Below are 17,434 nucleotides of genomic sequence, written 5' to 3' on the forward strand. Positions count from 1 at the left end.
AAAGCATCGGAAGGGACACCTGAGCGCCGCTCCTGGAACAGCTACAGGCGCAGCTGTGCTTGACAGCACCTTGCCAGCCAGCTTAGGTCCGGCCAGCTTTTACCAACCTTCGGAGACCTTCGCACACATGACCCAGGATCTCGCTTCCCTGTCTCAAACCATCGACGCGGCCTTTGAAGATCGCGCGACAATCGACACCTCAACAACCGGTGAGGTGCGCGATGCGGTTGAAACCACATTGACTCTTCTGGATCGGGGCGAGCTGCGGGTCGCGGAACAAAAGGATGGTGACTGGGTGGTCAACCAGTGGGCGAAGAAGGCGGTTCTGCTTTCCTTCCGTCTGAACCCGATGGACATCATCAAGGGTGGACCGGGAGATGCCACCTGGTGGGACAAGGTTCCTTCCAAGTTTGACGGTTGGGGCGGAAACGAATTTGAGAGCGCCGGTTTTCGTGCTGTGCCGAATTGCACTGTCCGCCGCTCCGCCTTTATCGGCAAGGGCGTCGTTTTGATGCCGTCTTTTGTCAATCTTGGTGCCTATGTCGATGAAGGTACGATGGTTGACACCTGGGCGACAGTCGGATCCTGCGCACAGATCGGCAAGAACGTGCACCTGTCTGGCGGCGTTGGAATCGGCGGAGTGCTTGAGCCACTTCAGGCTGGCCCCGTCATCATTGAAGACAACTGCTTTATCGGCGCGCGTTCCGAAGTGGTTGAAGGCTGTATCGTCCGCGAAGGGTCCGTTCTCGGCATGGGTGTTTTCATCGGCAAGTCGACCCGGATCGTCAACCGCATGACGGGCGAAGTCACATATGGTGAAGTGCCCCCCTATTCGGTGGTCGTTGCCGGTTCCATGCCGACCTCAAGCCTCATGGGCAACGGCGAGGCGGCACCGAACCTCTACTGCGCCGTGATCGTCAAAACCGTTGATGAACGGACACGCTCAAAGACAGCGATCAATGAGCTGTTGCGCGACTGAAGCGCAACGCCGAGCCATTGCTGATCTGACATCGAACCCGCCGTTCCAACGGCGGGTTTTTTTGCTATCCCCACATGAGGCCGACAAGCTGCCCGATGACAAGCGTCAGCAGCAGATCAAGCACAACCACACCAATGGAAACACTGATGGTTGCCTGCAGCGCAATGCGGGCGATCAGGTACCGGTACCAGACAATTGCCACCAAACAGCTAAGCGACAGGAGAACCGTAATCGCGGGCGAGATGAAACCCATCAGGAACAAGAGATAGGTGATCAGATAAGGCATGGATGCCAGAAGGCTGGTCCAGTTGCGCACGACAATAAACGGCACATATCGGTGCGAAATGCCGATGGGGACCGCGACCACGGCAAGAAGCAGCGGCAGAGCGAGCCAGTCCATGCTGAGACCGACCAGTTGAGCCGTCCAATAGGCACCGTCGGGAAAGAGGTCTGGATGATAGAGGTTCTGGATAAGAAAGAGCTTCTTCTCAGTCAGCCCGCTTGCCAAAAACGCTGGCACGAGCAGAAAAATCACAAGAAACGATCTCCAGAAGCCTTGAAGGGATTGGTCAAAAAACGCCATGCCTTCCGGGCGGCTGCGCAGCAAAAGCCACGAGCCGTCAAGCGCTGCACGAATTTCACCCATCGTGATCAATGTCAGTCCGCTCCCGCAGATTGTGCAAAATAGCTGACCAGAAATCGTTTATAGATCGTCGTCAGCTGGTCAAGGTCATCGACTGCAACGCACTCGTCCACCTTGTGCATTGTCTGACCGACAAGGCCGAATTCAACCACCGGGCAATAATTCTTGATGAACCGTGCATCGGATGTTCCGCCACCCGTGGAAAGTTCCGGAACACGCCCCGTTTCTTCCCGGACCGCATCGCTGAGGTCAGCAATCAGTTTTTCGTCCCGCGTCAGGAAGGATTCGCTGGCATCTCGCTTGAACACAAGCTCCAGGTTCAAGGACCCGAGATCCACACTTTCCAGCGTCTCCCGGACCTTGGCCTGTAGCGTCGACAGCGTCCACTCGTCATTGTAGCGAATGTTGAAGCGTGCCTCGGCCCGAGCCGGAATTACATTGAAAGCCGTGTTGCCAACATCTACCGTCACGACTTCGAGATTGGAGGGCTGAAATCTTTCGTTGCCCTTGTCCAGCTCAAGTGCATTGAGCGCAGCAAGCAGCTGCACAAGGCCGGGTATGGGATTGTCGGCAAGATGCGGATAGGCGGCGTGCCCCTGGGTTCCGGACACGGTCACGATCCCTGAAAGAGAGCCGCGGCGACCAACCTTGATGGCATCTCCCAGTTTGGCAGGATTGGTGGGCTCGCCGACAATGCAGGCATCAAATTCATGACCTTCAGCCTTGGCCCATTCCAACAACTTGACGGTGCCGTTAACCGCAGGACCTTCTTCATCGCCTGTGATCAGCAATGAAATCGTTCCACCGAAGTCCTTGCCGAGTTCCTGCACCAGATCAATCGCGGCGGCTGCAAAAGCAGCGATGCCACCCTTCATATCGACAGCGCCACGTCCGAACAAAACGCCGTCATGTATAGTTCCGGCAAATGGCCCGTGGCTCCAGTCATTTTCCGCACCGGCGGGCACAACATCCGTATGCCCGGCAAACACGAAATGCGGTTTCCCGGAACCGATCGTTGCGAAAAGGTTTTCGACGTCCGGCGTATCCTCATCCTGAAACGTGACCCGAGTGACTTCAAACCCGGCCGACGTCAGCAGATTTTCAAGTGTCGTCAGGGCCCCTCCCTCAGCTGGCGTGACCGAAGGACAACGGATCAGATCCTGGGCAATGGCGACGGCGTTGGAAGGCATGGAATTCAGGCTCTTTTGTCAATTCGGTGTCATCGAGGATAGTCAGCTTTTGCGCCAATAGCTGTTTGGCAACGGCCCGTGGCGGTTTGCGTCCGACTGACTTGGAACAAACCCCAAGAAGACCACCATGAGCACGTTCAAAATGGGTACGAAGATCAGCAATGCGAGGAACCCGCTTTGACCGATGTCTTGCAGCCGCTTGATCACAAGTGCCAACTCGAACCATTGCAACACGAAAAAGAGAATTGGAAACAGCGCATTTGATTCCGCAAAGGCAGCTGGCGATACCGTTTCAGGCGTGATTTCGACAAGCGAGGAAATCCACCAAAGCCGGATGGCGATGCCGATGATGATCCACACCAGCGCAAAGCTGAGCCAATAGGGTTCCCGTCCCATACGCCCGATTGGACTTAACAGTGCCCAGATGGGGCCGGGGGTTATGTTAGCGCTCTGCGGAGGGGTGTTCATTCAGTGCCGCTTTCATTGATCGTTCTGGCAAGGAGGTAGACGCATAAGCTGCCCGGATCAAGCTCTGTCATGCGATCCTGCTGCGGCATTTCCGAGGCCGTCGCCGATCCGCAGGCAAAGAAATGTCGATCAGGGGAATAACGCGAGGGAAATTTTATGGATTTTGCTGATCGGGCATGTCTAAGTTGTGGGCATAACAGTCAGAGCCACCGAGGGGGTATGCTTATGACCGGCGTCTGGAAAGCCAAAATAACATCTTGTGCACTCACACTTTTTCTCACCATCGCTCTTTTTACCAGTTTACCGGCACACGCCCAGGACACAGCCTCGTCTCTGCCTGAACCACTGCAGCCAACGGCGATGGAAAAACTCGTTTCGGATCTCGACCCCGAGCAGGTGGAAGCCCTCACCGATCTGATGCTGCTGTTGCAAGAAAGTGCCGCCAACAAGACCTCGGTCACATCACTGGGTGAACCTCAACCAAGTCTGCTCGAGCAGCTTCAATCAGCGTTCAGCGGATTCGGTGACATGGTCGTGGGTCACTTCAAAAACCTTCCGGCTCTCTTTACCGGTCTCTTTGCAGGCATCGCGGCGCTGCTCGCAGGGTCCGTCGGAGGTCCTATTCATATCCTGATCGGCTCTATCGCGCTGATCCTCGCCGCAGGCTTTGCCGCAGAGTTTCTGGTCAACCGCCTTACTGCCGCCCGGCGCGACAAAATCCAGGCACGGTCACCGGAAAGTCTTTTTGAAACCGTAAAGCTGGTGTCAACGCGTGCAGGGCTCGATCTCGGCGGCTTGCTGGTTTTTGCAATTGTGGCCGTAATCGTTGCGCGCGCGGCCGTCTTTGATCCGGCCACGCGCAGCGTTGCCTTGCAAGCCGTTTTCTGGATCGTTTTCCTGCCGCGCCTCGTAGCCGCACTATTGCGTTTTGCACTCGCACCGCACAGAAGCGAGTTGCGCCTCGTGACCGCAGACGACGAAACAGCCAAGTCGCTTTACCGCAGCTTTACCACACTCTTTGCCGTGGTCGGCGTTGCCTTTTTCCTGCGCAACATCATGCAGGTCGCAGGGCAAGATGCCGGTGGAACCTTCCGCTTTTTTGTCGGTTTCGGTGTCAACGCCTGGATCATTGCCGTGATCTGGAAAGCGCGTCACGGATTGACCAACATCATCCTTGGCGATGACGGCGACACGACGTCCGGCCTGGAACGCATGGCCCGGTTCTGGCCGTATTTTTCCATGGCCTTTATCGCCTTCAACTGGCTTCTTGTTCAGTTTACAGCAAGCATGGGTGTCGAAGCCCTCACCGCCGGTCGCTCGCTGGCCGTGATCGCGCTTGTGGTCTTTGCACCTTTCCTTGACACGATGGTGCGCGGCATTGTCTCTCATGTCGTGCCCCCCATGCAGGGTGACGGACCGGTCGCCGAGGCCGCACACATGCAGACCCGGCACAGCTATGTTCGCATTGCCCGTGTCGCACTCCTTGCATTCCTAGTTCTCATGGTCGGCCGCATTTACGGTCTCAACCTTCTGGCACTCGGTGCCAATGACGGGTCGGCCGTTGCACGCAACAGCGTCATCTTTCTGCTGATCCTTGCCGCGGGCTATCTCGCCTGGGAGATCACCAATCTCTGGGTTGCTCATCAGTTGGCCAAGGACTCGCCGCCGGCCCAGTCGGAAGATGACGACGCCGAAATGGGAGGAGCCGGTAAATCGCGCACAGCAACCATCCTGCCGCTCATCCGGATTATCCTGCAGATCACCATTTTGGTCCTGACGGCATTGCTGGCCCTCAGTCAGCTCGGCATCAACATCACACCGCTTCTGGCGGGTGCAGGTGTCGTGGGTCTTGCGGTCGGGTTTGGCGCACAGACACTGGTCAAGGACGTGGTCTCGGGCATCTTCTTCCTGATGGACGATGCATTCCGTCTTGGCGAGTTCATCGACACCGGCGGAACCCAGGGTTCCATCGAGAAGATCTCGATCCGCTCGCTGCAACTGCGCGGTACGCGCGGCGCGGTTCATATCGTCCCTTACGGCGAGATTCCGAAACTCACCAACCTCTCCCGCGACTGGGTGATCATGAAGCTGAAATTCACCGTGCCCTTCGATACGGACGTTGAAAAGGTGCGCAAGCTCTTCAAGCGGATCGGCCAGGACATCATGGAGATGGAGGAGTTCAAAGAAGACATTCTGGCACCTTTCAAAGGCCAGGGCGTTGCCGATGTCGACGATGTCGGCATCGTCGTGCGCGGCAAGTTCACCACGAAACCCGGCAAGCAGTTCGGTGTGCGCAAGGAGATCTACAAACGCGTCCAACAGGTCTTTGAGGAAAACGGCATCCAGTTTGCCCGCAAGGAAGTGCGTGTACAGCTACCCGAAAACACGGACCTGGACGACAAGCAGAAGGAAGCAGTCGCCGCCGGTGCCGCAGCCGCCGCCGCCACAGAAACGAAACCCGCAGCACAATAGCGCAGCGGGTTCAAGGCATCCCAATTCTCGGCCTGCAGTCAAAGCAGCGACGGCAGCGTTTGTTCGAACCAAACTGGTCACCAATTCAGGATCTGCAATTGGTGACCTATGCCTCAGAGTGCCCATGCGACGTTTGATGCGGTCGCGTTAGGGTCAAATTCCGTCGACAACTTTGAAGCCGGATGTAGACTGTTGCGTTTTGGGAAAAAGCGTCAAAACGAAACTTCTTGCCGGTTATCTGTAGAGAGATCGATATCATTTCGAATGTGCTGGTGATGCACATTTTCAGTTTTGACATTTGAGCTGGCTGCAGAAGCAAATTCTGAGAGCCTAAGAATCCAGACGAAGTATTCTAAGAGACTTGGAGAGTATCCGGCAAAGCGCGTTTTCGACAGGCGTCTGATTGCTGCGCGACGGGATAAGCAGGCCGATTTTCAGGTCCTTCAAGAAGTTCGACTTCAAGTGAATATAACGCAGTTTTCCTGCTTCGATTTCATCCAGAAAACCGATCTTGGAATAGAGCCCAATGCCATGACCCTTCAAGATCATCGACCTTGCGAGCGGAAGCGAATTCGTGAAACAGGCCGTCTTGAGCGGGATGGTATTGTCGGCAAGAGCAAGATTGACCAGGGATCGTTCCGACAGCGCGTCGTAGGACCGTATTAGAGGAAATGGGATGAGATCTTCGATTTCCAGCGCATCGCGTTCTGCAAGCGGGTGGTCGTTGTTCAGTATCGCGCCAATCGGTGCAGATTTCTCAGTGTGCACGCGGACACCGGGGTGCAGGTCATTGCTAAATGAAATGCCGATCCCCGCCTCTCCTTCCGCAACGGCCCGGACAATGTTGTCCGGCTGAGCCGTGCGGATCGTATAGGTGATGCTCGGATAGTCACGGGAAAATTGATCAATCGTTGAAGGCAACAAACTGAGCGCTACAGAGTCCAAGGATGCAATATCGATGTGCCCTGCGCGCATCTCTCGAATGTCGGCGACGACATGCATGATCTTTTCATAGTCGAAGATTGTTTGTCGGCAGTGTTCCAGCACGACAGCACCAGCCGCTGTCAACTCAACACCTTCTGCATGCCTGTCAAACAATCTGACCCCCAATCGTTCTTCGATATCAAGGATCTTGCGATTAACGGAGGACGAGGACACGTGCAGAACAGCTGCAGCCCGCCGGATCGATCCTTGCCGAGCGACTTCATCAAAATAGCTCAAAAACTTGCTGTGCATTCGAGGAGGTCCTTAGGTGATGCAAAAAAGGCATCGCTATGCGCCGAAACAAATTCTATTCGCAGCGCTAACGCTCCGTCTAGGCTGAAAAGAAAACTGGGAGATACAAAAATTACCTACCAGGAGACGGGAAACATGACGAACAGGGGACTAAACCGCCGGCATCTTCTTCAGGGATTTGGCACAGCCGCAGGATTGGCGGCAACGGGAACATTTCTTTCAATCGGCCCTTCAACGGCAGCCGACTTCAAAATCAAGATGCAACTCGGCTGGCTTGCATCCAACGGTATTCTCGGCGAAGTGATGGCCGACAAGCTTGGCTATTTCGCCGAGGAGGGGCTCGAACTGGAAATTGTCCCTGGCGGCCCAAACATTGATGGTGTGGCTTCGGTTGCTTCGGGCGCGAACAACTTCGGTTCGATTTCGTCCTCTCCGTCTCTGATGCTGGCGCGCTCCGCCGGACTGCCGATCAAATGTGTCGCGGCTGGCTATCAGCAACACCCTTTCACTTACTTCTCCATGGAAGCCAATCCGGTGCGCAAACCGGAAGACTTGATAGGCAAGAAGGTGGCCACTCAAGGAACCGCGCGCATCCTTCTGCGTGCGCTCCTGGCCAAAAACGGCATTGACGAGAGCCAGGTTGAAGTCTCAGTCATGGGCGGTGACATGGCACCGCTCAAGGTTGGGCAGGTCGACGTGGCAACCGGGTGGCAAACCAATGTTGGCGCGCTCTCCGTGCTTGGAGACGAGCGCGTGGATATGAAACTCTGGGATGCCGGTATCCAGCTCTACGCAAATCCCTACTACACGACCGACAGCGTACTGCAGGAAAACAGCGACAAAATCGTCGGTGCTATTCGGGCCATCTCAAAGGGATGGGGTGCCGTGTATGAAGATCCGACAGCCGGCGTCGATGCGCTTGTCGAACGGTATCCAAATCTCGACAAGGCGAGCGAAATGAACGCGGTCGACCTCGTCCTTGGTTTCTCCTTTAACGACAAGACGAAGGCTGGCGGCTGGGGCATCATGAGTGCAGATAACTGGCAGGAACAGATCGATACCTACGACAGCCTGGGCCAATTCACCAACGGTGCGCCGGAACTGTCAGACATCATGACGTTGGACATTCTGGAAGCCACCAAAGATGTCCGTCCAACATTTGGCTAAGGTTGCGGACGTTGAGCCGCAACAGGATTTGGCAAGCCGCGAGATTGCGGCCTGCCTCTCCCACGCTTCGGTGAAATTCGGACGTTTCACTGCCCTTGAAGACATCAGCCTGGAAATCGGCGAAGGCGAATTCTGGACAATATTGGGACCATCAGGATGCGGTAAATCAACCATGTTGAGGTTGGTGTCCGACTTGGTCCCTGCTGCAAAAGGCAATGTTGAGATTCTCGGCAAAACCACTGAAGAGGCAAGGTTGGCCCGGGAATTCGCCTTTGTTTTCCAGGACGCAACCTTGTTGCCTTGGCGCAGTGCGATCGAAAACGTGCAATTGCCGCTGGAAATTGGCCGCAAGCGGGGCGTTCAACTACCCAAATCTGACAAGAGCCCAAGCGAGCTTCTGGAACTTGTCGGATTGAAGGGCCGTGAGGATGCGTTGCCCCATGAGCTTTCCGGAGGCATGCGTCAACGCGTTGCGATCGCGCGCGCATTGGTTTGCAAACCAAAGCTCTTACTGATGGACGAACCCTTCGGCGCGCTTGATGAAATGACGCGCGATCATTTGAACATTCAGCTACGTGACATATGGCGGGAAACAGGCGTCACCATTTTGTTCGTGACACACTCGATACCCGAAGCTGTCTTCCTCGGACAAAAGGTCTTGATGCTGCGAGCCAACCCTGGCCGGGTCAAGGAGGTTGTCGACATCGACCTGCCGGACGGACGTCAGATCGCCTTGCGTGAGACACCGGAGTTCAACCGCTATTGCGGGCAGCTTCGGCAACTTCTGGAGGACTGCTGATGTCCCTGGTTCAGATATCTTTAGATGCTGACGAAGAAAGAGCTGAACGGCTGAACGAGATGCGCAAACGCGCGGGCAACGTTGCCATTCCGCTCGGCACTGCAGTTTCATTGTTGCTGATTTGGCAACTCGGTGTCCGGTTGTTCGAAGTTCCGACCTATATCGCGCCTGCACCGACAGATGTTTTGGCTGTGTTTGTGAACGAATTTTCGCTGCTTCTGCGAAATTTCTGGCCGACTTTGATCGAAAGCCTGTCAGGGTTTGTCGTGGGGAACTTGGCAGCGATCCTGATTGCAGTTGCATTTGTTCACAGCCGGACCGTCGAAAGGGCCTTCTTCCCGATTGCCGTCTTCATCAACACGATCCCGATCCTGGCCATTGCGCCGATCCTGGTCTTGATTTTCGGTGCGGGCATGACTGCCAAGGTGGTGATTGCCGCTTTGATCTGCTTCTTCCCAACCTTGGTCAATATGGTTCGGGGATTGCAAGCCGTATCCCCTCAGACCTTGGAGTTGGCCAGGATATTGTCGGCATCCAAGGCAGAAGTGTTCTGGAAGATGAGACTGCCGTCATCGCTTCCATTTTTGTTTTCAGCGCTGAAGATCGCGGCAACAACCTGCGTGATTGGTGCAATCGTTGGCGAATGGATCGGGGCTGATGTCGGCCTCGGTGCGTTGATAATCGACAGCACGTTCAATTTCCGTTCTCCGCTTCTATACGCAACCGTTTTCGTTTCCTCGGGCCTGTCGGTGCTGCTGTTCACTGCCGTTTCGGTCACAGAGAAACTCGTCATTCGCTGGTAGCTGCTCGAAGCATCAGCTGTTCAGAATGTGAAACAAGGAACAAGCTTATGACAGAACGTCATACAACAACCGTACAGGTGGAAGGGGCGCAACTCCCCGTGGTTGCAGACTGTGATGTCGTCGTGATTGGCGCAGGCCCTGCCGGTCATGCCGCAGCGGTGTCTGCCGCGCGCAACGGTGCGTCCGTCACCCTACTTGAGCGCTATCACCACTTGGGCGGCATGGCCTCCGGCGGGATGGTGCTTGTGCTCGACGATATGGTCAACGAAGGCAACGAGATCGTCACCACCGGAATTGTGAGCGAATTTGTGGAGCGGATGGAGCGTCAAGACGCTGCTGTGTATCCACCGCCAGAAGAATGCCAAACCAATTGGGACGCGTGGCAAAAATGGTCCCGCTGGGGATGCATCGATTTTCACAAGGCCATGATGCCTCAGCCGATCATTCACGCCGTCGCTTTTGATCCCGATGCATGGAAGCGCGTCAGCCTGGACATGGTTGTCGAAGCAAAGGTCAACCTGCGAACGCACAGCTGGTTTTCCGATGTATTGATGGAAGGCGGCCGCATCACAGGTGTTATCGCTCAGACCAAATTGGGCCGTCAGGCCATTCGCGCACGGTATATGGTCGACGCAACCGGTGATTTGGACGTGGGTGTTGCTGCTGGGGCGACATACACCACCGGGCAGTACATTGTTACGACAGTGTTCCGCATGGCCAATGTCGACACGGACAAGGCGATCGCGTTCGAATTCTCCGACCCGGAAGAATACAAGCGCCTTGATCGTGAGGCCCGTCGCCGGATCGGTGGTGCTTGGGGTATGTGGTGGCTGAAAACACCTCTCCCGGGCATTGTATGGTGCAATTGCCCGCATATGCCCGGATACGACGGTTTGTCCGTGGAAGATATGGTGACTTCCGAGATCGAGGGCCGCGAACGCATGATGAAACTTCATCAATTCGCAAAGGAGAATATTCCCGGCTTTGAGAATGCAACCATGTTGGGTGCTGCTGAGCAGATGGGCATCCGTCAGACGCGGCTCCTGCAGGGAGAGTATGTCGTCAGCAAAGACGATGTGAAGTCACGGCGGTATTTTGAGGACACGGTGTGCCGAGGTAGAGATTACTACACGCCCTATCGCGCCCTGCTGCCGAAAGGCATCGACAACTTGATCGTTGCCGGCCGCCACTACTCCGTTGAAAGCGACGCACAGAAACTCTCGCGCGAGATTCCGCCCTGCATGGCACAGGGAGAGGCGGCTGGCATTGCGGCGGCCTTGGCCCTGAATGGCGACATCCCGCTCCGCGCCGTTGACTACAAGGCAATCCAAAAACAAATGCGCTCTCAAGGCGCAGATCCGGGAGACAGACCGTCGCCAAATGCACTGATCGAAGATCCGGTAGCGGCGGAATAACAGAGGCTCAAATGTCAGAGAAAACCATGCCGCTCGATGGCATCCGCGTCATCGATTTCACACAAGTCATGCTAGGTCCCTGCGCGACACAGACATTGGGTGACCTGGGCGCCGACGTCATCAAGGTCGAACGTCCCGGTGCAGGCGATCTCAGCCGTGGCTTTTACGGAAAGCATACGGAAGAAGCGATGAACAATGCGGTTTTTGCCTCGCTGAACCGCAACAAGCGATCTGTCGAAATTGACACCAAGTCGGCGGAAGGGCACCAGCAGGTTCTAGACCTGGTGAAGACAGCTGATGTTGTTGTCGACAACTTCCGGGCAGGCGTAATGGATCGCCTCGGCTTTGGCTATGCGGCGTTGTCAAAGCTAAATCCGAGGATTATTTGCGCCTCCGGAACGGGTTTCGGTTCGAGTGGTCCTTACGCACATAAAGGCGGGCAGGATGTGCTGGCGCAAGCCATGACTGGCGTTATGGAAAAGACGCAGGACCCGTCGATACCGAAATCCATCTACCCAACCACCTTGTGCGATTATTCGGCGGGCATGCATCTTGTCCAGGGAATCCTGGCAGCGTTGCTGATGCGGGACAAGACCGGCCACGGTCAGAAGGTCGAGGTATCGCTCTATGACAGCATGATCGCGATGCAGATGCAGGAAGCAGCACAGTGGTCCAAGCATAGAGAAGTGTTGAACTGGGCCGCCATGCCTCTAACCGGCGTCTTCGACACGGCTGATGGAGCGATCGTCATTGTCGGAGCATTCAAGGCCAATCCGCTGCAAGACATTTGCACCGCACTTGAGATCGAAGATCTGTCGCCGGAGTATCCGACGCTCGATGTTCAACGCCAGCACAAGCCATTTCTGCAGCAGCGCTTCCGTGACGCCATTGCCGAAAACACTTCGGCCTATTGGCTCGAACGGCTTGAGGAGCAGGATCTTCTTTGCGCACCGGTTCGTTCCCTCGGGGAAGCGCTTGCTGATCCACAGACAAAAATCAACGGGATGCTGCATGAAGTCCAGCACCCGGTTCTCGGCGACATCACATTAACAGGTTCACCCGTACACCTGAGTGACGCACCGGTTCTCATCCGCCATCTTCCGCCCCGGTTGGGCGAGCATACTGAAGAAGTGCTCCAGGAACTGGCAGTGCTCCTGGCCCAAGAGGCGGCTGAATGAGCATCGAATTCGACGTCGAAGGGCATGTTGCAAGGGTCACAATCAACCGGCCCGAAAGCATGAATGCGGTTGATTTGGCAAGCCATTCAAGGCTCGGTGAGATCTGGACCGAAGTGGAGGCCAACCCGGATATTCGTTGTGCTGTTCTGACGGGCGCCGGCACGAAGTCTTTTTGCGCCGGCGCGGATCTGAAAGAAAACACCGGGATGACTGGTGTTGAATATTGGAAGAGCATCAGTGATGCCGGGTTTTCCGGGATTGCACTCCGCGAGATGACGACGCCGGTGATCGCACGGGTCAATGGTTTGGCGCTCGGCGGTGGTTTGGAAATGGTGCTCGGATGCGACATCGTGGTAGCCGCAAGCACCGCCCGGTTCGGTTTGCCCGAAGCCAGAGTTGGTCGTGTGCCCTTGGATGGTGGCATGGTGCTGTTGCCACGGATCCTGCCGCGAAATATCGCCATGGGCATGATGATGACCGGCCGTTTGATCCCGGCTGCGGAGATTGCATCCCACGGTTTGATCAATTCGGTGGTGGAACCAGAAGAGCTTGATGCAGAAGTCGAACTCTGGGTCGAGGATGTCTTAAGCTGCGCACCGCTTAGTCTGAAAGCCATCAAAGCTGTGTCCCGGCAAACGTCTCATTTGCCGGTCCAGGATGCTTTCCGGTATCCGGCGCAAGAGTTGGAAGCCGCACTCGTGTCCGATGATGCTGATGAGGGTGTCGCCGCATTCCGTGCGAAAAGGCCGGCCGTCTGGAGGGGACGTTGAAACAATGACCCTTGTCATCACCAGCACCTGCATTGACGTCAAGGATGGAATTTGCACCACAGCATGCCCGGTTGACTGCATCTACGAAGGCGAACGGATGTTCTACATCCACCCGACCGAATGCATTGAGTGTGGCATGTGCGAAAGCATCTGCCCTGTGGATGCCATTCGATATGCAGATGAAGTCGAGGAAAGTCAGAGGCCGTTCCTGGCGTTGAATGAGGCAGCCTTTCACGACGCCACAGGAGCTGTGAGTGAACCCGGCGGATGGAGCAAGGGGGACAAGCCGCTCCGAGACCCTCCCAGTCTCGCAGTGCTCGCCAAAAAATACATCAAAGAAGGAGTGGCTTGATGCAAGGCGTGATTGCAGCTGTTCCCACACCAGTGGATAGTGGCTTGAAGCCGTTGAAAGCGCCCTTTCTGGAGCACTGCAAGTGGGCGCTGGAAAACGGTTGCGACGGTCTCAACATTCTCGGGTCGACCGGAGAAGCCAATTCGTTTGACGTAAGCAGCCGCAGCCAGATTATGGCGTGGGCCGCCGAGGCTGTTCCACATACCAAGCTCATGGTCGGTACGGGCACTCCCTCGCTGGCCGAAACCATCGGTCTGACGATCAAGGCCGACGATCTGGGCTACCCGGTCGCTCTGGTGTTGCCACCATACTATTACAAGCCGTTGAGCAACCTTGGTCTGAAAGCCTGGTACTTGGCGCTTCATGAGGCTTTGGGCGAGCGCTCAATACAAATCTATTTCTATAACTTCCCGCAAATGACGGGCCTCACCCTTCCTGTTGAAATGATTGCCGAATTGGCTTTGAACCTGCCGGATCGGTTCACCGGGATCAAGGATTCTTCGGGTGATCTGGCCTATTGCCGCGCGATTGTCGCAGCCGCACCTTCTCTCAAGGTGTTTCCCAGCTCCGAAACAGCGCTGCAAACTGCAGGGGATGATGGTTTTGCGGGCTGCATATCGGCAAGCGTTAACGTGACCGCACCCCTTGCCGCGCAGGTTTGGGCAGATCGTGCGAAACCCTCTGAGACGGTTTGTACGGAAATTGCAAGACAAAGAGGCTTAATCGCAGGCCCTGCGCTGATCCCGACCATCAAGTATCTAGTCGCTGAGCGATCCGGAAATTTGCAATGGCAGCGCGTGCTTCCGCCATTCGTAGCCCTGGATGCAAAGACCGGCCAGGATCTGCACCAGGAGCTTAACCGGAGTGCATCTGATTTATGAAAGAGCTGATCTGGACAAAGCGCTTCATGACGCTTTGCAATCATATCGCGGAGTGGTCTGAGGACCCGGATTTTCAGGTCGGATGCGTGATCATCTCGCCTGAGGGGCACGAGATCCGGTCGACCGGTTACAATGGCTTTGCACGTGGTGTCAAATCTGATCAACCCGCACGCTATGACCGTAAAAGCGGCGAGAAGTTTTTCTGGTTCGAACATGCCGAGCGCAATGCGATTTACAATGCAGCCCGTTCGGGTGTCTCTCTTGCCGGCTGCACACTCTACGTCAATCGGTTTCCCTGCGCGGATTGCGGACGGGCGATCATTCAGGCCGGCATTCCCCATATCGTTGCACCGCCTATCCCGGTAGCAGATGGTGCGCTCGATTACAGCTTTCAGGTTTCGCAGCAAATGCTGTGTGAAGCCGGTGTTCAAATTACCGAATTCGAGTGAGGTTCTCATATGGTAAAAACGCAGTCGCTGGTTGCTGGAGAGTGGCTCACATCGGACACGGTGTTTTCCAATGAACCCGTGAGTGGAACGGCGGATCAGTTCGCCCAGGGCACGCCTGAGATGATCAACCGGGCATGTGAGGCAGCGGAAGAGGCATTCTGGAGTTATGGCTCCTTGCCTCGAACTGAACGCGCCGCCTTTCTGCGCAACGTGGCCACTCAAATTGACGCTCTCGGTGGTGAAATCACGGCGATGGGCTCCAAAGAGACCGGACTGCCGGAAGCCCGGCTGGAGGGTGAGCGGGGCCGTACGGTCGCGCAAATCCGCTTGTTTGCGGATCACATTGAAGCCGGTGACTATCTCGACGAGCGTCACGAAGCAGCATTGCCTGACCGCTCGCCTCTGCCGCGTCCGGACCTTAGGCTCATTCAACGGCCCGTCGGACCGGTTGGCATCTTCGGTGCCTCAAACTTTCCGCTCGCATTCTCAGTGGCAGGTGGCGATACAGCCTCCGCTCTGGCTGCGGGCTGTCCTGTTGTGGTGAAAGGACACCCTGCGCATCCGGGACTTTCCTCACTGATCGCGCAGGCGTTTGATGCTGCGATTAAAGCGTCGGGTGTTCATCCCGGTGTCTTCAGCATGGTTCATGACGGTGGCCGGATTGCTGGGGAAACGCTCGTCAAACATCCTCTGATCTCCGCCATCGGCTTTACCGGTTCTCTACGCGGAGGGCGTGCACTTTTCGACCTGTGTGCGCAGCGGCCGATCCCTATCCCGTTCTTTGGAGAATTGGGATCCACGAATCCGATGTTCATCCTGCCGGAGGCTCTGGCCAATCGGGCAGACGCCATCGCCCGGAATTGGGCGGGGTCGTTGACGCAAGGGTGCGGCCAGTTCTGCACCAATCCGGGCATTGTTGTTCTTACGGCAGGCGAGCGGGCGGAGGCCTTCACAGAAGCGGTGACTGAGGCACTTGGCGCTGTCGACGCCCAGACCATGCTGACCAGCGGGATCGCCTCCGTCTTCGCCGAGGGACGGAAGCAGTTCTGCTCGCACACGGCAACGGCTGTTCTGATTTCTGCAGAAGATCGCGCCCGTGAAGCGTCCCCTTGTCTCCTGTCCACGTCCGCAGAGGCCTGGCTGGAGAGCGAAGATCTGGGCGAGGAGATATTCGGGCCGCTCGGTCTCATTGTTGTTGCGCGGGATATGGATGAAATGCTGGCTGTTGCAAAGAAACTTCAAGGTCAACTCACTGCCACGCTTCACATGGATGCGGGTGATACGTCCAGCGCACTGAAATTGCTGCCAATTCTGGAGCGTAAAGCAGGCCGTGTGCTCGCAAACGGATTCCCGACCGGCGTTGAAGTTTGCGACGCGATGGTCCATGGCGGGCCATACCCAGCCTCAACCAATTTTGGTGCAACGTCAGTGGGCACTCTTGCAATCCGTCGTTTTTTGCGGCCGGTCTGCTATCAAAACATTCCAGCTGATATCCTGCCGCTAGATCTCCAAAACTGACATACCGCTTTGGAGGACGGTTCGATAGACGTCGAACGTTCAAGATGGAGGCGCGAAACGGTCGTTGGCGCTGACTGTAGTATTTGTTCGATGTCAAACTGGTCACCAATTCAGCATCTGCAATTGGTGACCTATGCCTCAGGGTGGCCATGCGAAGTTCGATATGGGCGCATCAAGCCCATGTTCCAAAGGCATTTTTGAGTGCCTCTAGTGGGCTGTCGCGTTTAAGAGAGTTTATTGGGAACAACGTCAACGACTGACCCAAGACCCAAGAATTCCTCAAGCTAGTATAGAGCCCGTCGCAATCAGGAGAGGGACGGAATGAAGCTTTCACGGTTCGCGGAGGAACAGATCATCGGCATTTTGCGGCACCAGGAAAGCGGCCGGAAGACGGATGACGTTTACAGACGGCACAGCATTTTGGCGGCGACCTTCCATTAAATACAAAGCAAAACTCGGCCAAACACCAATGTTAGTGCGTGCGACCGCTGGCCCAATCTGCCAGCTGCAAAGACAAAGCTCCTAAATTTTGCAATTTAACAAACAACAACCCCCGTCATGTGGCATGAGTTCATGCCGCATTAGCTCGATCGACTCGACATAGTGAAAGTCGTTTTTCTTGTAAAATCCAATTGCAGCTTGATTGTCAGCAAACACGATAAGACTGAGCTCATTGTATCCTTCAATAACAGCCTTTTTCTTCGTCTCGTCCAACAGGTGCTTGCCGATCCCGCTCCCCCTGTGTTCCGGATAAACTCCAATTGCATCCAGAAAATAGCTACCTTCAACCTTCGACGAATAGAAATCTGTGAACCGTTCCAATCGGCTTTCAGGCAAAAACTCTCTGAGTTCACTGGTAATTCGATGAAACTCAGCCGGATATGACATAGCCATTCCAATAATTTTGTCTTCGCATTCAGCAACAATAGTGCTTCGAAAAGTGTGCGGATATACATCCCGTTTGAGTCCATTGGACAAAACTTCAGTAGCGGTCATGTTGGGCACGAGATCCCGAAAAAGATACTCTACCGCGCCATCAGATGCCATGTAGCTCAGCTCTGCGATTTCTTGACAGTCTTTTTCTTGACCTTGCCTATAATTCACATTCCGCATT

The 17,434-nt window shown here is 55.5% G+C and carries 17 protein-coding genes; 12 read left to right on the plus strand and 5 right to left on the minus strand.

Going from position 1 to position 17,434, the window contains the following annotated elements; translation table 11 throughout:
• Window positions 1–127 precede the first annotated feature (127 nt).
• Window positions 128–979, plus strand: a complete 852-nt coding sequence (dapD, locus tag K1718_RS24060) for a 2,3,4,5-tetrahydropyridine-2,6-dicarboxylate N-succinyltransferase (RefSeq protein WP_152503491.1) — start codon at window positions 128–130, stop codon at window positions 977–979.
• Window positions 980–1,043: 64 nt separating this feature from the next.
• Here the strand turns inward: dapD and K1718_RS24065 are convergent, their stop codons facing one another.
• The 3 genes from K1718_RS24065 to K1718_RS24075 are packed head-to-tail and all read right to left on the minus strand — an operon-like array spanning window position 1,044 to window position 3,280.
• A complete protein-coding gene (locus K1718_RS24065; RefSeq protein WP_247649447.1) occupies window positions 1,044–1,625 on the minus strand; it encodes a hypothetical protein in 582 nt (193 codons plus the stop codon).
• 11 nt (window positions 1,626–1,636) lie between these two features.
• Window positions 1,637–2,812, minus strand: coding sequence for a succinyl-diaminopimelate desuccinylase (dapE, locus tag K1718_RS24070; protein ID WP_265680567.1), 1,176 nt, complete (start codon window positions 2,810–2,812; stop codon window positions 1,637–1,639).
• A 42-nt stretch (window positions 2,813–2,854) separates the two neighbouring features.
• Window positions 2,855–3,280, minus strand: coding sequence for a DUF805 domain-containing protein (locus K1718_RS24075; RefSeq protein ID WP_265680566.1), 426 nt, complete (start codon window positions 3,278–3,280; stop codon window positions 2,855–2,857).
• 360 nt (window positions 3,281–3,640) lie between these two features.
• Between K1718_RS24075 and K1718_RS24080 the strand changes: the two genes are divergently transcribed.
• A complete protein-coding gene (locus tag K1718_RS24080) occupies window positions 3,641–5,752 on the plus strand; it encodes a mechanosensitive ion channel family protein (RefSeq protein WP_285806041.1) in 2,112 nt (703 codons plus the stop codon).
• A 330-nt stretch (window positions 5,753–6,082) separates the two neighbouring features.
• Here K1718_RS24080 and K1718_RS24085 read toward each other — a convergent pair whose 3' ends face one another.
• Window positions 6,083–6,988 carry a LysR family transcriptional regulator gene (locus K1718_RS24085; protein ID WP_152503495.1) on the minus strand — a complete coding sequence of 302 codons (906 nt, stop codon included), beginning with the start codon at window positions 6,986–6,988 and terminating at the stop codon, window positions 6,083–6,085.
• Between the two features lie 135 nt (window positions 6,989–7,123).
• Here K1718_RS24085 and K1718_RS24090 point away from each other — a divergent pair, with 135 nt between their 5' ends.
• From K1718_RS24090 to K1718_RS24135, 10 genes are read left to right on the plus strand one after another with little or no spacing between them, the layout of a single operon-like run.
• Window positions 7,124–8,155: an ABC transporter substrate-binding protein gene (locus tag K1718_RS24090; protein WP_152503496.1), complete on the plus strand. Its 1,032-nt coding sequence runs from the start codon at window positions 7,124–7,126 to the stop codon at window positions 8,153–8,155.
• Window positions 8,133–8,954, plus strand: coding sequence for an ABC transporter ATP-binding protein (locus K1718_RS24095; protein ID WP_265680564.1), 822 nt, complete (start codon window positions 8,133–8,135; stop codon window positions 8,952–8,954). The genes K1718_RS24090 and K1718_RS24095 overlap by 23 nt, the downstream gene beginning before the upstream one ends.
• A gap of 59 nt (window positions 8,955–9,013) precedes the next feature.
• Entirely contained in the window at window positions 9,014–9,757 is a 744-nt protein-coding gene (locus tag K1718_RS24100) for an ABC transporter permease (RefSeq protein WP_247649448.1), read from the plus strand.
• Window positions 9,758–9,804: 47 nt separating this feature from the next.
• Entirely contained in the window at window positions 9,805–11,172 is a 1,368-nt protein-coding gene (locus K1718_RS24105; RefSeq protein WP_265680563.1) for an FAD-dependent oxidoreductase, read from the plus strand.
• An 11-nt stretch (window positions 11,173–11,183) separates the two neighbouring features.
• On the plus strand, window positions 11,184–12,350 hold the full coding sequence (locus K1718_RS24110; protein WP_265680562.1) for a CaiB/BaiF CoA transferase family protein: 1,167 nt from the start codon (window positions 11,184–11,186) through the stop codon (window positions 12,348–12,350).
• On the plus strand, window positions 12,347–13,120 hold the full coding sequence (locus K1718_RS24115; RefSeq protein ID WP_265680561.1) for an enoyl-CoA hydratase-related protein: 774 nt from the start codon (window positions 12,347–12,349) through the stop codon (window positions 13,118–13,120). Before K1718_RS24110 ends, K1718_RS24115 begins: the two co-directional genes overlap by 4 nt.
• 4 nt (window positions 13,121–13,124) lie before the next feature.
• Entirely contained in the window at window positions 13,125–13,472 is a 348-nt protein-coding gene (locus K1718_RS24120; RefSeq protein WP_265680560.1) for a 4Fe-4S dicluster domain-containing protein, read from the plus strand.
• Window positions 13,472–14,353 (plus strand): dihydrodipicolinate synthase family protein, encoded by an 882-nt coding sequence (locus K1718_RS24125; protein ID WP_265680559.1) that lies wholly within the window; start codon window positions 13,472–13,474, stop codon window positions 14,351–14,353. The genes K1718_RS24120 and K1718_RS24125 overlap by 1 nt, the downstream gene beginning before the upstream one ends.
• Window positions 14,350–14,802, plus strand: a complete 453-nt coding sequence (locus K1718_RS24130) for a deoxycytidylate deaminase (RefSeq protein WP_152503504.1) — start codon at window positions 14,350–14,352, stop codon at window positions 14,800–14,802. The genes K1718_RS24125 and K1718_RS24130 overlap by 4 nt, the downstream gene beginning before the upstream one ends.
• Window positions 14,803–14,811: 9 nt before the next feature.
• The gene (locus K1718_RS24135; protein ID WP_265680558.1) at window positions 14,812–16,320 is read left to right on the plus strand and encodes an aldehyde dehydrogenase (NADP(+)); all 1,509 of its coding nucleotides are present in this window, start codon (window positions 14,812–14,814) and stop codon (window positions 16,318–16,320) included.
• A gap of 522 nt (window positions 16,321–16,842) precedes the next feature.
• Here the strand turns inward: K1718_RS24135 and K1718_RS24145 are convergent.
• Window positions 16,843–17,433: a GNAT family N-acetyltransferase gene (locus K1718_RS24145; protein WP_265680557.1), complete on the minus strand. Its 591-nt coding sequence runs from the start codon at window positions 17,431–17,433 to the stop codon at window positions 16,843–16,845.
• Between the last annotated feature and the right edge of the window lies 1 nt (window position 17,434).

This window comes from Roseibium porphyridii (assembly GCF_026191725.2).
Taxonomy (GTDB): domain Bacteria; phylum Pseudomonadota; class Alphaproteobacteria; order Rhizobiales; family Stappiaceae; genus Roseibium; species Roseibium porphyridii.